Source organism: Janthinobacterium sp. GW822-FHT07H11, assembly GCF_058798615.1.
In genome coordinates, this window is record NZ_CM179507.1 from 5,333,905 (window position 1) to 5,347,271 (window position 13,367).

Annotated in this window: 18 protein-coding genes; 3 read left to right on the top strand and 15 right to left on the bottom strand. The window is 64.8% G+C overall.

What is annotated here, in order from left to right; translation table 11 throughout:
* Nucleotides 1-44: 44 nt before the first annotated feature.
* From flgJ to flgB, 9 genes are all read right to left on the bottom strand, one after another.
* Nucleotides 45-962, bottom strand: coding sequence for a flagellar assembly peptidoglycan hydrolase FlgJ (flgJ, locus tag AC3RCJ_RS23490; RefSeq protein WP_492965063.1), 918 nt, complete (start codon nt 960-962; stop codon nt 45-47).
* A gap of 10 nt (nt 963-972) precedes the next feature.
* Nucleotides 973-2,088 carry a flagellar basal body P-ring protein FlgI gene (locus tag AC3RCJ_RS23495; protein WP_492965064.1) on the bottom strand — a complete coding sequence of 372 codons (1,116 nt, stop codon included), beginning with the start codon at nt 2,086-2,088 and terminating at the stop codon, nt 973-975.
* Nucleotides 2,089-2,090: 2 nt separating this feature from the next.
* On the bottom strand, nt 2,091-2,741 hold the full coding sequence (locus tag AC3RCJ_RS23500) for a flagellar basal body L-ring protein FlgH (protein WP_492965066.1): 651 nt from the start codon (nt 2,739-2,741) through the stop codon (nt 2,091-2,093).
* A 50-nt stretch (nt 2,742-2,791) separates the two neighbouring features.
* Nucleotides 2,792-3,574, bottom strand: a complete 783-nt coding sequence (flgG, locus tag AC3RCJ_RS23505) for a flagellar basal-body rod protein FlgG (protein ID WP_099408910.1) — start codon at nt 3,572-3,574, stop codon at nt 2,792-2,794.
* A gap of 72 nt (nt 3,575-3,646) precedes the next feature.
* Entirely contained in the window at nt 3,647-4,390 is a 744-nt protein-coding gene (locus tag AC3RCJ_RS23510; protein WP_492965068.1) for a flagellar basal body rod protein FlgF, read from the bottom strand.
* A gap of 99 nt (nt 4,391-4,489) precedes the next feature.
* Nucleotides 4,490-6,037 carry a flagellar hook protein FlgE gene (locus tag AC3RCJ_RS23515; protein ID WP_492965243.1) on the bottom strand — a complete coding sequence of 516 codons (1,548 nt, stop codon included), beginning with the start codon at nt 6,035-6,037 and terminating at the stop codon, nt 4,490-4,492.
* A gap of 61 nt (nt 6,038-6,098) precedes the next feature.
* Complete coding sequence (locus tag AC3RCJ_RS23520; RefSeq protein ID WP_492964690.1) at nt 6,099-6,797, bottom strand: flagellar hook assembly protein FlgD; 699 nt, start codon at nt 6,795-6,797, stop codon at nt 6,099-6,101.
* A gap of 13 nt (nt 6,798-6,810) precedes the next feature.
* Nucleotides 6,811-7,212 (bottom strand): flagellar basal body rod protein FlgC, encoded by a 402-nt coding sequence (gene flgC / locus AC3RCJ_RS23525; protein WP_492964692.1) that lies wholly within the window; start codon nt 7,210-7,212, stop codon nt 6,811-6,813.
* 2 nt (nt 7,213-7,214) lie between these two features.
* Complete coding sequence (gene flgB, locus AC3RCJ_RS23530; protein WP_492964694.1) at nt 7,215-7,655, bottom strand: flagellar basal body rod protein FlgB; 441 nt, start codon at nt 7,653-7,655, stop codon at nt 7,215-7,217.
* A gap of 191 nt (nt 7,656-7,846) precedes the next feature.
* Here flgB and flgA point away from each other — a divergent pair, with 191 nt between their 5' ends.
* The 3 genes from flgA to AC3RCJ_RS23545 all read left to right on the top strand — a co-directional run bounded on the left by flgA (nt 7,847) and on the right by AC3RCJ_RS23545 (nt 9,438).
* Entirely contained in the window at nt 7,847-8,542 is a 696-nt protein-coding gene (gene flgA / locus AC3RCJ_RS23535; RefSeq protein WP_492964696.1) for a flagellar basal body P-ring formation chaperone FlgA, read from the top strand.
* A 111-nt stretch (nt 8,543-8,653) separates the two neighbouring features.
* A complete protein-coding gene (gene flgM / locus AC3RCJ_RS23540) occupies nt 8,654-8,962 on the top strand; it encodes a flagellar biosynthesis anti-sigma factor FlgM (protein ID WP_492964698.1) in 309 nt (102 codons plus the stop codon).
* A gap of 8 nt (nt 8,963-8,970) precedes the next feature.
* On the top strand, nt 8,971-9,438 hold the full coding sequence (locus AC3RCJ_RS23545) for a flagella synthesis protein FlgN (RefSeq protein ID WP_492964700.1): 468 nt from the start codon (nt 8,971-8,973) through the stop codon (nt 9,436-9,438).
* Between the two features lie 22 nt (nt 9,439-9,460).
* On the opposite strand, the gene AC3RCJ_RS23550 is transcribed toward AC3RCJ_RS23545, so the two are convergent.
* The 6 genes from AC3RCJ_RS23550 to AC3RCJ_RS23575 form a co-directional block, all read right to left on the bottom strand.
* Complete coding sequence (locus AC3RCJ_RS23550; RefSeq protein ID WP_492964701.1) at nt 9,461-9,721, bottom strand: acyltransferase family protein; 261 nt, start codon at nt 9,719-9,721, stop codon at nt 9,461-9,463.
* A gap of 3 nt (nt 9,722-9,724) precedes the next feature.
* Nucleotides 9,725-10,576, bottom strand: a complete 852-nt coding sequence (locus AC3RCJ_RS23555; protein ID WP_492964702.1) for a hypothetical protein — start codon at nt 10,574-10,576, stop codon at nt 9,725-9,727.
* Between the two features lie 75 nt (nt 10,577-10,651).
* Nucleotides 10,652-11,014, bottom strand: coding sequence for a translation initiation factor Sui1 (locus tag AC3RCJ_RS23560; protein WP_492964703.1), 363 nt, complete (start codon nt 11,012-11,014; stop codon nt 10,652-10,654).
* Nucleotides 11,015-11,079: 65 nt separating this feature from the next.
* Nucleotides 11,080-11,868 (bottom strand): flagellar motor protein MotD, encoded by a 789-nt coding sequence (gene motD / locus AC3RCJ_RS23565; RefSeq protein ID WP_492964724.1) that lies wholly within the window; start codon nt 11,866-11,868, stop codon nt 11,080-11,082.
* A gap of 5 nt (nt 11,869-11,873) precedes the next feature.
* Nucleotides 11,874-12,620, bottom strand: coding sequence for a flagellar motor protein (locus AC3RCJ_RS23570; RefSeq protein ID WP_492964704.1), 747 nt, complete (start codon nt 12,618-12,620; stop codon nt 11,874-11,876).
* A complete protein-coding gene (locus tag AC3RCJ_RS23575) occupies nt 12,602-13,333 on the bottom strand; it encodes an RNA polymerase sigma factor FliA (protein ID WP_492964705.1) in 732 nt (243 codons plus the stop codon). Before AC3RCJ_RS23575 ends, AC3RCJ_RS23570 begins: the two co-directional genes overlap by 19 nt.
* Nucleotides 13,334-13,367 lie beyond the last annotated feature (34 nt).

Below are 13,367 nucleotides of genomic sequence, written 5' to 3' on the forward strand. Positions count from 1 at the left end.
CGAAAACTTGAAGCGCGGCGCCGCTGCAGGCCCACCGCGCACGGTTAGCCCACCAGCGAATTCTTGATAATCTTAGTCAACTTGGCAGCGTAGTTCGGGTCCGTCGCATAGCCGGCCTTTTGCAAGCCCTGGGCAAAGGTGCTGGCGTCGCCCGCGCTGGCGAGCACTTTTTCATAGCGTTTGTTGTTGGTAATCAACTGCGCATAATCCTTGAAACTGTCGGCATAGCTGTCGTAGGCACGGAATTTTTCCACCTTGCGCTGCGCCTTGCCGTTCACGTATTCGGTCGTGACGGCTTCCGTGACCTTGCCCTTCCAGTCGTTTGACGCCTTGATGCCGAACAGGTTGTGGCTGCTGCTGCCGTCGCGGCTGATGATTTCGCGCTTGCCCCAGCCCGTTTCCAGCGCCGCCTGGCCCAGCATGAACTTGGCCGGGATGCCGGTGGCGCGGCTGGCTTCTTCCGCATGCACGCCCAGCTTTTCCTGGAAGGCGCGCACATGCGGCGCCTGCGTGGCGTTGGCCTTGTCGCTCAGGGTCTTGCCGCCCGTGGCGCCGTCGGTGACGGCGCCCTGCTGCTGGCGGAACGCGGCCAGCGCCTGCGCCATGCTCGAGGAACGGGGCGATGCCGCATCCGCCGTGCCGTCGACGGCCAGCGCCTGGCTGGACGACGACAGCTGGCGGATCAACACGTCGGCCAGGCCCGTGCCCCGCTTGGCCAGGTTCTGGCTGGTCTGCTGGTCCAGCATCGAGGTGTACATCTTGCTTTGCTGGCTATCCATGATGCCGTCCTGCGGCGTGGCATCGCGCATGCTTTTCATCATCATATTGATGAACATGGCTTCGAATTGCGTGGCCGCCTCTTTCAGCGCGGCGGGGTCGCGCGCCTTGGCGGACTGGCGCAAGCCATCCATGCCCTTGACATCGTAGGCGGCGGTATTGCTGAGGTCGGTTTGGCTGATCATGGCGTGCCCATCAAATAATTTCAAGTTCGGCGCGCAGCGAGCCGGCCGCCTTCATCGCCTGCAGGATGGCCAGCAAGTCTTGCGGCGAGGCGCCGATGGCGTTCAAGGCCTTGACCACGTCGGACAGCGAGGCGCCGCCCTTGACCAGCATGACCTTGCCCGGTTCCTTCTTGATATCGATCTGCGCCGTCTGCGTGACCACCGTGCGCCCGCCCGACAGCGGGGCCGGCTGGCTCACCTGCGGTTCGACGTTGATGGTGACGGACAGGTTGCCGTGCGAAATGGCGCACGTTTCCAGGGTCACGGACTGGTTCATCACCACGGAACCGGTGCGCGCATTCATGATCACCTTGGCCGCCAGGCGGGCCGGATTGACCTCGATGCTTTCCAGCTGGCCCAGGAACGCCACGCGCTGGTCGCTGCCGCCCGGCGACTGCACCTGGATCACGCGGCCGTCGAGCGCGGCGGCCGTGCCGGCGCCATAGCGGCTGTTGATGGCCTCGACCACGCGGCTGGCGGTGGCGAAATCGGTGGCATTCAATTCCAGGCGGATGGTGTTGTTGGCGCCCAGCACCGAAGCGACGCTGCGCTCGACCGTGGCGCCGCCCGAGATGCGTCCCACGCTCAGGTGATTGATGACGACGGAACTGCCGGCCGCCTGCGCGCCCACGCCGCCCACCAGCACGTTGCCCTGCGCCATGCCATACACCTGGCCATCGGCGCCCTTCAGCGGCGTCATCAACAAAGTACCGCCGCGCAAGCTTTTTGCATTGCCCATCGACGACACGGTCACGTCGAGCAGCTGGCCCGGCTGGGCAAACGGCGGCAAGGACGTCGTCACCATCACGGCGGCCACGTTCTTCAGTTGCAGGCTCGTGCCTTGCGGCAAATTGATGCCCTGCTGCTGCAGCATCGCCGCCACGCTCTGGATGGTGAACGGGGTCTGCGTGGTCTGGTCGCCGCTGCCGTCGAGGCCGACGACGAGGCCATAGCCCATCAATTGGTTCTGCCGTACGCCGGCGATGCTGGCCAGGTCCTTCAGGCGCTCGGCCTGGGCCACTGGCGCCAGCAGGGCGCAAGCCAGGCCGCAGGCGAGCAGAAAACGGGGGAAGGTCAAGGTGGCCATGATCAGAACGGCAACAGGCTGAGGAAGAAGCGCGAGGCCATCGAGGCCATTTCGGCACGGTCGATCTGGCTGTTGGTGCGGTATTCCACGCGCGCATCGGCCACCTGGGTCGACGGCACGACGTTGCCGATGCCTATCGTGTCGGGATTGACCATGCCCGAGAAGCGGATGAATTCCGTGCCCTTGTTCATGGCGATCTGTTTCTCGCCCGCCACGATCAAGTTGCCGTTCGGCAGTACTTCGATCACCGTCACGCCGATCGTGCCCGAAAAGGTGTTGCTGGCGGACTGGTTGTCGCCATCGGCAAACTTGGTCGCGCCATTCGCCGACACGGTGCCGCCCAGGCGGCCCTGGGCGAACCCGGGCGTGCTGAAGCCCACGCTGCCGGACTTGTTGCCCGAGCTGGCGCCCGCCTTGACGGCATTCGTGCGCTCGGTGATGGCGATGGTCATGGTGTCGCCCACGTGGCGCGCGCGCCGGTCTTCGAAGGCGGGACGGTAGGTCGATGGCTGGTAGATGGAGCCGTTGCTGACGACCACCGGCTCGGGCATCGGCGCGCGCGTGGTGGTCGGATACTGGACGATCGAGGTGGGCGTGATGGCGCAGCCGGACAACAGGGCTGCGGCACACAGGGCGATGATGGGGTATTGCATGGCTTACCTCCGCTGCCGTCCAGCAGCGGACGGCATGACGACTATGAAAATTAAAGTTGCGACAATTTCTGCAGCATCTGGTCGGATGTGGTGATGGCCTTGCTGTTGATCTCATACGCGCGCTGCGTCTGGATCATGTTGACCATTTCCTCGGCCACGTTGACGTTCGAGGTCTCGATATAGCCCTGCATCAGCACGCCGGCGCCGTTGGTGCCCGGGGTATTCGTCTGCGCCACGCCGGACGCGCCCGTTTCCATGTACAGGTTTTCGCCCTTCGACTCGAGGCCGGCCGGATTGACGAAGGTGGTCAGCTGCAGCGAGCCGATTTGCGATGGCGCAACCGTATCGGGCAAGGTGACGGAAACCGTGCCGTCGCGCGCCACGGTCAGGCTCAGCGCATTCGTCGGCACGGTGATGGCGGGCTGGATCACAAAGCCTTCGGACGTGACCAGCTGGCCATTGCTGTCGGTCTGGAACGAGCCGTCGCGCGTGTAGGCGGTGGCGCCATCGGGCAGCAGCACCTGGAAGAAGCCGGTGCCGTTGACCATCACGTCGCGCGAGTTGCCCGACGCCTGGGGATTGCCTTGGGTATGGATGCGCTCGGTGGCCACGGTGCGCACGCCGGTGCCGATCTGCAAGCCCGATGGCAGCTGGGTTTGCTGCGACGATTGCGCGCCCGGCTGGCGCACGTTTTGATACAGCAAGTCTTCGAAGACGGCGCGCGACTTCTTGAAGCCGGTGGTGCTGACGTTGGCCAGGTTATTGGCGATCACGTCCATCTGCGTCTGCTGCGCTTCCAGGCCGGTCTTGGCTATCCAAAGTGAACGTATCATGTTTTTTCTCCAATAACAGCGCTTGCCAGCCCTGTAGACAATTTCTATGTGACCATTATGCGGGCGCCCCTATCAATTCAAAGCGAGGATCTGGGTGGCTTTCGCCGCGTTATTCTCGGCATTCTTCAGCAAGCTCATTTGCGTTTCGAACTGGCGTGCCAGCGCGATCATGCTGACCATGGAGTCGACGGGGCTGACATTGCTGCCCTCAAGCGCGCCCGTGGTCAGCTTGACGGCCTGGTCGGCTTGGGCCGTGCTGCCATCCTTCAGGCGGAACAGGCCGTCGTCGCCGCGCACCAGTTGCTGCTCGGGCGGGTTGACCAGCTTGATGCGCCCCAGCACCGTCGACGGCCCCGGCGGCACGTCGGTGGAAATGGTGCCCACCGTGCCATCGCTGGCGATGGCCACCGTGACGCCGGGCGGAATGGCCAGCGGCCCCGTATCGCCCTGCACCATCAGGCCCGACTGCGTCTGCAGCATGCCGTTTTCATTCATCTTCAAGGCGCCGTTGCGCGTGTAGGCTTCGGAACCGTCGGCCGACTGCACCGCGATCCAGCCCGCGTTTTCCACGGCCACGTCGAGCGCGCGGCCCGTGTGCTGCATCGGACCCTGCGTGAAGTCGGAACCGACCGTCGAATCGACGACGAAGGCGCGCGTCGGCATCATGCCGTCGCCCACCACGGGCACGGCGCGGAACGAGTCGAGCTGGGCCCGGAAACCCGTGCTGGTGGCGTTCGCCAGGTTATTCGTGGTGGTCGCCTGCTTGTCCATGATGTGCTTGGCGCCCGAGCCGGCGGTGTAGATGAGACGGTCCATGTGTTTCTCCGTGCAAAACAAAAGCTGGGGTCAGACCCGGCGGGGGAATGCGCCGCAATGCGGCACATTCCGGTCACGAAGTGACTGACTCCCTGATTATTAGCGCAAGTTCACCAGGGTTTGCAGGACAGAGTCCTGCGTCTTGATGGTCTGCGCATTCGCCTGGTAGGCGCGCTGGGCCGTGATCATGTTGACCAGTTCGGCCGTCAAGTCCACGTTCGACACTTCCACCGCCGAGGCGCGCAGGTCGCCCAGGGTGCCCGTGTTCGGTTCGCCCGTCAGCGGGCCGCCCGAGGCCGAGCTTTCGGCCCAGGCGTTGTTGCCCAGCGGTTCCAGCCCATTCGGGTTGGTAAAGGTGCTCAGCACCACCTGGCCCAGGTCGCGCGTCTTGCCGTTGTTGTACTGCCCCTGGATGATGCCATCGGCGCCCACCACGAAACGGCTCAACTGGCCAGCCGCATAGCCATCGGCAACGGTCTTCTTTTCGCTGGTGGCGCTGCCGAGCTGGCTGGAGTTGGTGAAATCGACCTTGATCGCCATGTTCGAGTTCGCGCCCGTCGCGGGGAACACCGGGACGTTCACCGTCACCGGCATGCTTTGCGGCGGCACCAGGGCCAGCATGGCCGCCTTGTCCAGGCTGCCGACGCTGTTGAACACGAGGGAGCCCGTCTTCACGGCAGGCACCACGGTCACCGAGGAAATATTCGCGTCGATCTGGTCCGGCGTCAGGTTCGAGTTGATGCCGTTAGGAACGGCGCTGCCGTAGGTGCCGCTGATGGCGGCCAGCTGGGCGGCGCTGGCGCCGGCCGTGACGGCGGCGGCGCGCACGGCGGCGCCGGCCGCGTTGCCATAGGCAACGGCGGCGGCCGTGACATTCGCGGCCACCAGCGGTACCGCCGTGGCGGCGGCCTGGTAGGCGGCGCGCGCAGCCAGCGACGCGGGGTCGGTCTGCGCCGCGGACGCCACTTTCTTGCTGGTAATTTCCATGCCGTCACTGGCCGTGTACACGTCCCAGGAATTGGTGCCGGTCTTGACATAGAACATGGACATGGTATGGGCATTGCCCAGCGAATCGAAGACACCGACGGGGAACTGCTTGCTCCACGACTTTTGCTCGGCCACGCTGAACGGCACCACGGTCGGCATGGCCGTGTTGGAATCGAGGTTGATCTGGGTGTCGACCTTGGTGGTCGCCTGCGGCTTCATGTCGGACGGGTCGATCTGCAGCGGCACGGCGGCGCCGGCCAGGATCTTGCCGTTCGCATCGGCCGCGTAGCCGGTCAGCTGGGCCTTCTGGGCATTGATGATGAAGCCGTTCTTGTCGACCTGGAACTGGCCATTGCGCGAATACTGGATGGCGCCGTTCACGCTGGTGCGGAAAAAGCCGCCGCCATTGATGGCGACGTCGAGCGGATTGGACGAGGTTTCCAGGTTGCCCTGGGTAAACAACTGCGCCACCTGCGACACGGCCACGCCGATGCCGGCCTGGCTGCCCGCCACGCCATACAGCGAATTGGCATAGATATCGGCAAATTGCGCCTGCGACTGCTTGAAGCCCACGGTGCCCGAGTTGGCGATATTGTTACCGATGACGTCCAGCGATTTGGCGGCGCCATTCAAGCCGCTCAGGCCTTGTTGGAAAGACATGCTGTTCTCCTGTTAGGAATTGGATACGGTGCAGCAAGGCCGCACGATTGACAAAATAGGCTTACAAAATCTGCTTGACGTCGGCCATGGTGATGCTGCCCACGCCCGGCACATTCAGTTTCACGCCGGCCGCGCCGGTCGACACGCTGGCCACGGAACCGAAGGTCAGCGGAGCGGCATCGGTGAGCTTGGCGCCGCCGCGCGTGGCCACCACTTCAAATGTATACGCGCCATCGGCCAGCACCACCGGCTTGCCGTCCTTGTCGAGCTCGTCCGTGCTGCCATTCCAGCCCAGCGGCAAGGTGCCCGCCTTCTGCGCGCCCAGGTCGATGCTATGCACTTCCTTGCCCGTGCTGTTATAGATGACCACCTTGACGTTGTCGGCCGGCGTCGCCAGGTCGACGCCCAGCAGGGCGGCGCTCTTGCTCAAGGTAATGCCCTTGCCTGCCGTGAGCACGCCGTGGCCGATGATATTGGCCGCCTGCATGGACTCGGCCTGCTGGTAGCTGGTCTTCAGGGTTTCCAGGGTCGTATTGAGCTTGTTGACGCCCGTCACCGTCGACAACTGGGCCAGCTGGCTGGTCAGCTGCGCATTGTCCAGCGGATTCATCGGGTCCTGGTTTTGCAGCTGGGTCACCAGCAGGGTCAGGAATTTGTTCGTTTCCTCTTCGACGCTGCCCTTGGCGGCCGTCGTCTTCTTCGGATTCATTGTCGCCATCAGGTCGGTGACGGTGGCGCTGTTGGTATCGATGGTTGCCATAATGAGTGCGGCCTTATTGGCCGAGCGTGAGGGTTTTCAGGAGCAGCGACTTGGCCGCGTTCATGGTTTCCACGTTCGTCTGGTACGAGCGCGAAGCGGACAGCATGTTGACCATTTCATCGACCGTATTCACGTTGGGCATGGTGACGTAGCCCTTCTCGTCGGCCAGCGGGTTCTTCGGGTCGTACACCAGCTTCATCGGCGAAGGGTCGTCGATCACCTTTTGCACCTTGACGGCCGTGGCGCCATTGGCCATCGGCACGGCTTCGAACACCACCTGCTTGGCGCGGTAGGCTTCACCGCTGGCACTGGTGGCGCTGTCCGCGTTGGCCAGGTTGCTGGCGACCGTGTTCAGGCGCTGCGCCTGGGCACTCATGGCAGAACCGGAAACATTGAAAATATTAAATAGCGACATGATTATTGTCCTCCCTGGATGGCCGTGAGCATGCCCTTGATCTGCGCATTGAGCAGGGTGATGCTGGTCTCGTAGCGGATGGAGTTGTCGGCAAATGCATTGCGTTCGAGATCCATGTCGACCGTATTGCCGTCGACGGCGCCCTGGGCCGGCGCGCGGTACAGCAGCGGCGTGCCGTCGGCCAGCGTTTCGACCTTGCCGCCGGCCGCGCCAGCCGTGCCCTTGCCGGCCAGGTGCTGCGGCGCCGTGCCCCTCAAGGCGGGCGGCGTGCCGTCGTTGCGCGCCAGCGCCCCCTTCAGGGCACTGGCGAAATCGATGTCGCGCGCCTTGTAGTTGGGCGTGTCGGCATTGGCGATATTCGAGGCGAGCAATTCCTGGCGCGTCGAGCGCAAGCTGAGCGCCGTCTCGTTGAAGCGCATGTAATCGTCGAGTTTCCCTATCATGTCAGGCTCCGGAAAGATCTGCCACTGGCGCCCGAGATGGCGGAAGGATGGCGATATAGTGATGACAGGAAACATAGTAAGGTCCCCGCCCGCAAGGCCATCGCCGGATCAGACCGCACTTTTACCCCCTAATCGGCGCTTCGAATGGGGCGCTGCGGACTATCATGGCACCATTCCAGAGGCCTATCACCATGAAAACTCCGCTCACATTCCTACTCGTTCTGGCCAGCCTGCCACCGCTGGCCCAGGCACAGACCGCCGGGCGCCAGACGCCGGAAGCGTTGCGGCAAAGCGTGGAACAATTTCTGCAGGTACAAAGCGTTGGCTTGCCCGGCAAGGTCACCGTCACCGTCGGCGCCGTCGACCCGCGCCTGAACCTGGCCGCCTGCCCGGCGCCACAGGCGTTCATGGCGCCCGGCAGCCGGGCCTGGGGCAAGACCACCGTGGGCGTGCGCTGCACCGCTCCGGCGAACTGGACTATCTATGTGCAAGCCAATGTGGCCGTCGTCGGCGACTACGTGGCCAGCGCCGTGCCGCTGGCGCAGGGACAGGCCATCGATGCCGGCCAGCTGGTGACCATGCAGGGCGACCTGGCAGCCTTGCCTGCTGGCATAGCCACCGACATGGCCCAGGTGGTGGGTGCCAGCACGAATATTTCCTTGCCTCCCGGCACGCCGATGCGCCTCGATACGCTGCGCCGCAAGCCGGTGGTAATGCAGGGCCAGCTGGTGCGCGTCGTTTCCAGTGGCAACGGTTTCCAGGTAGCATCAGAAGGACGCGCCATCGGCAGCGCCGGCGATGGCCAGACGGTGCAGGTACGCACGCAGAGCGGCCAGCAGATCAGCGGCGTGGCGCGCGCGGGAGGCATGGTGGAGGTGGCGTTCTAAACGCGGATGGACAGCGATATTGTGGCCTGGCACACTAAAGTTTCGCGACAAGGTGCCGATAATGACACATATCCCGGAGTTTTTTGACTTCGACCAGACGAGGATCACGTTGTGAAAATTACCGACACCACCATTAAAAGCAATCCCGGCCTGCCGGTAGCGCCCGCGACCACCTCGGGCGCCCGCAATGCCGAGAAAGCGCAGGCAACGCCGACGACGTCGGACAATGTACGCCTGTCCCCCCAAGGACAGGCATTAGCGGCCAGTGCAACTGCCGGCAGCGGCGCCGTGTTCGACACGAAAAAAGTCGAACGCATCAAGCTCGCGATCGCCGACGGCCAGTTCCAGGTCAATTCTGAAAAAGTGGCGGACGGTCTCCTGGACACAGTCAAGGACTTGCTGCACTCACGAAATAGATAGGTTTCCTCATGCAATCAGTGACTCCGTTTTCCAGCCTGCGCGACGAGCAACAGCTCATGACCACATTGCTGGCATTGATGAAAGAAGAACAGCTGCATCTGGTTGCGGCCGACATCGATGCAATCACGGAGCTCACCGCGCGCAAGACGGCGCTGGTAGGACAATTGAGCCAGCTGGCGGCGCAGCGCCACCAGGCACTGGCGGCAGCCGGCTTCACGGCCGCCGAAGCGGGCATGGAAGACTGGCTGGCCGCGGCCCACGAGCCGCAGGCGGCGCCGCTGTGGAAAGCCCTGCTCGACGCCACGCGCCAGGCCAAGGAACAGAACCGTTTGAACAGCTTGCTCGTCAACAAGCACATGCTGCACACCCAGGGCGCGCTGAACGCCATGCGCCCCACCGCCCAGAGCGGCAACTTCTACGGCCCCAGCGGCCAGCCCACCAGCAATGCCGTGAACCGGCGCGTCGTCATCGGCTGAGTCCCGGCGCGGCAGCGCGAAACTACGTCAATTGTTGCAATCCATTAACATGCATGGGCGCGGGCGAGGCGCCAGCGGCCCACGGCCGCAGCAATTGCCAGCCGATCAGGTAGCCGCTGAGGACGAAGAACAGGTCCACGCCCATCCAGCCGTAGGCGACAAAGGGCCCGGGCAGGCGCACGCCATAGCTTTCCAGGTGATACAGCATGATCCAGGCGATGGCCAGCGCGCGCAGGAAATCGAGGCCCGGCAGGCGCACGCCGCCGGCAGCGGCCAGCGTCAAAGGTCAGCCATGCGCGGCACGCCCCGCATGCTGGCGGAATTTCGCCGCGATGGCCTGTCCCCTGGCTGCGGCGGCGGCCTGCTGCGCCGGCGTCAGCTCGTCGCGCAGCCAGTGCCAGTACTCATCCTGGTAGGGATTGGTGCTGCCGGGCGCCAGGGTGTCGTCGTAGACGAGGCGCAGGGCCAGCAGGTAGCCATACGCCTGCGGCGCGTCTTTCTGCACCACCTCGCCATCGCGCAAGTAGGCCATCATCAGGGTCGATACGCTGCTCAGCTCGGCGTCATCCGCCTGCGCCGTCAGCTGGGCGATGGCTTGCCGCTTCCACGCCTGCACCAGCGGGTCGTCGGGACGGTTGCGCAGCGCGCTGCGGTCGCCGAACGGGCCTTCCGACAGGAACAGGGTGGCGGCGCCCGGCACGCCCGCCTTCGCGGCGCTGGCCAGATAGCCGAGGCGGTCCTCGCGCTGGCGCTGCGTCAGGCCCGCGCACAGCTGCTGGTGGGCGATTTTTTCTTCCGCCGTCATCTCGCGGCCCAGTTCGAATTCCAGCCCCGGCAGCCGGCTTTCGCGCTGGAAGACGATGCAGTCATCAAGCAGATTGTAGGCGGCAAACGCATCTTCCGGCCTGCCGCTGGCGGCCAGGCGTTCCAGCTGCTGCGCCAGGGTGACGGGGGCGGCGGCGGCCGGCACGGGGGCGGCATCGATATTGAAATACGCCGCCAGGCTGCGCCCTTGCGCGGCGGCAGGCGCCCCGACGGGCGGCGGCGCGGCGGTGCCGTCGCCGGAGGCGGGCCAGTACGCCAGCGCCAGCGCCGCAGCGACGGCCGCAATGGCAATACCGGTGAGTTTGACATCCATGATGGCGTGGCGAGATGGGGCTGGAACCGCACGTTACCACACGCGCCTGCCGCTGTGCCGCACGCGCGGAAAAAATCAGCCGCCGGCCTTTTTCGGCTGGTGGCCCAGCTTGAGCAGCGCGGCCAGGATGGCATCGACATGGTCGCCCTGCACTTCGATCACGCCATCCTTGACGGTGCCGCCGGAACCGCATTGCGTGCGCAGCTGCTTGCCCAGCAGGGCCAGCGCGATGGCGTCCAGCGGCAAGCCCTTGACCACGGTGACGCTCTTGCCGCCGCGGCCCTTGGTCTGGCGCGACACGCGCACCGCGCCGTCGCCGGCGGGCGCCGCTTTCGCTTGCGCCTTGCACGCGCATTGCGCCAGCGGCTGGCGGCACGCGGGGCACATGCGGCCCGTTTCGGTGGAATACACAAGGCCGCCCTGGGAACTGCTTTTCATGATGGAGAGATAAAAAGGGAAAGGCCGCGATTGTACCAAGCAATGCCGGGGCCAGACCCCGCCAGTCAGTTTGCCGGCGCGGGCGGCGCGGCGGGCGGCGGCGTCGGCACTTCCGTCACCGTTTCCGGAATGCCCGACAGGATCGTCACGGCGACGCGGCGGTTGCGCGCGCGCCCCTCCGGCGTGGCGTTGGGCGCGACGGGGATATTGTCGGCGTGGCCGACGGCCGTCAGGCGCGACGCCTGCACGCCGCTGGCGATGAACAGGCGCACCACGGCGCTGGCGCGCGCGGCAGACAGCTCCCAGTTCGAGGCGAAGTTCGAATTGCTGATCGGCTGGACGTCCGTATGCCCTTCCACCTGCACGTCGTGCGTGTCGTCCTTGAGCAGCACGGCCACGGCGCGCAGGGCCTGGTCCGACTCCATCGTCAGGCCGGCCGCGCCCGGATCGAACAGCACGCTGGCGTTGATTTCGACGCTCACGCCGCGGCTCGTCTGCGTCACGCGCACCTTGCCCTCCTTGACCAGCGGCGCCAGGGTGGATGTGAGGTCCTGCGCCAGGCGCGTCATGTGCTCGCGCTCGCGGCGGATGGCTTCCGTGCGGCGCTTCAGGGCGGGGTTCGGCAAGGCAATGGCTTGCGGCGCTTCCATGATGATGGGCGGCGCGCCCTTTTCCAGGCTGAATGCCTGGCCGATGGCGCTCTGGAAGACGCGGTACTTGCCCTCGTTGACTTGCGAAATCGCATACATGACGACGAAAAACGCGAACAGCAGGGTGATGAAGTCGGCGTACGAGATCAGCCAGCGGTCCTGGTTGTCCGGGTCTTCGTCATACTTCCTGCGCGCGCGCCGCATCATGCTCAGTGCTCGTGCAGCAGGCTCGATACGCGCTCTTCGATGATGCGCGTATGGTCGCCGGTGGCGATGTCGTACAGGACCGCGGCCGTGATTTCATACTGCACCACGCGGCGCGAGACGATGGCCTTGAGTTTATTGGCCACCGGCAGGAACAGCAGGTTGGCCAGGCCCACGCCATAGATCGTCGAAACGAAGGCCACGGCGATGCCGCCGCCCAGTTTACTGGGGTCGGTGAGGTTTTCCATGACGTGTATCAAGCCCAGCACGGCGCCCAGGATGCCGATGGTGGGCGAATAGCCGGCCGCCGACTCCCACACCTTGACGGCCTGGCGCTCGGCCATCTCGTAGGCGGAGATTTCCACGTCGAGCAGCTGGCGCAGCTTGTCGGGCGCGATGCCGTCGACAATCATTCTCAGTCCCTTCGCGCTGAAGCGGTCGGCCGTGTTTTCCATCAGGCGCTCGAGCGCCAGCGGGCCGTCGCGGCGCGCCGTCAGGCTCCAGGCGCCGATGTCGCGCGCCAGCGCGGCGCGCGTGTCGGGCGGCGGCAGGAAGACCCAGCGCAGCATTTCCAGGCCGCGGACAAAAGTACGCAGCCGCGTCTGCAGCAGCACGGCGCCGAAGGTGCCGACGATGACGATGGCGAAGGCGGCCGGCTGCAGCAGGGAGGCCATCTTGCCGCCCTCGAGTGCCTGGCCGACCAGGAGGCCCGCCAGCGCCAGCGCCAGCCCGATTACGCTGGACCAGTCCACGCCTGCTCCCTCAAGGTTGCGCGCAGGCGCGCGACGGCCTGGGTATGCAGCTGCGAGACGCGCGATTCGGAAACGCCCATCACCGCGCCGATCTCCTTCAGGTTCAGCTCTTCTTCGTAGTACAGGCCCATGAGTATTTTCTCGCGTGGCGGCAGCGCATCGATGGCATCGATCACGGACTGCCGGAAATCGGTATCGAGCAGGGAACGCAAGGGGTCGCTGTCTTCATCCACGCAATGGCGGTCGAGGAAGCTGTCATTGCCGTCCGGGTCATGAAAATCTTCGTAGTACACCAGCTGGTGGCCGCCGCCCTCGCCCAGCATTTCCTGGTAATCGGACAGCGACATCTTGAGCAGCTTGGCCACTTCCGACTCCGTCGGCGGGTGGCCCAGGCGCTGCTGCAGGGTGCTCATCGCCTCTTCGATCTTGCGCATGTTCTGGCGCATGCTGCGCGGCAGCCAGTCGCTGGTGCGCAGTTCGTCGAGCATGGCGCCGCGGATGCGCAGCACGGCATAGGTCTCGAACTGCGCGCCATGCGTTTCTTCGTAGCGCGTGATGGCATCGAGCAGGCCGATCATGCCGGCCTGGATCAGGTCATCGACCTCGACCGAAGGCGGCAATTTCGCCTTCATATGGTGCGCCAGACGCTTCACCAGCGGAATGTGCTCCGTCAGCAAATAGTCCTTGTTCGATTTCCCTTTGACCGTGTACATAGGCTGCTTGTTATCTTATCTGCTTATCGTGTGC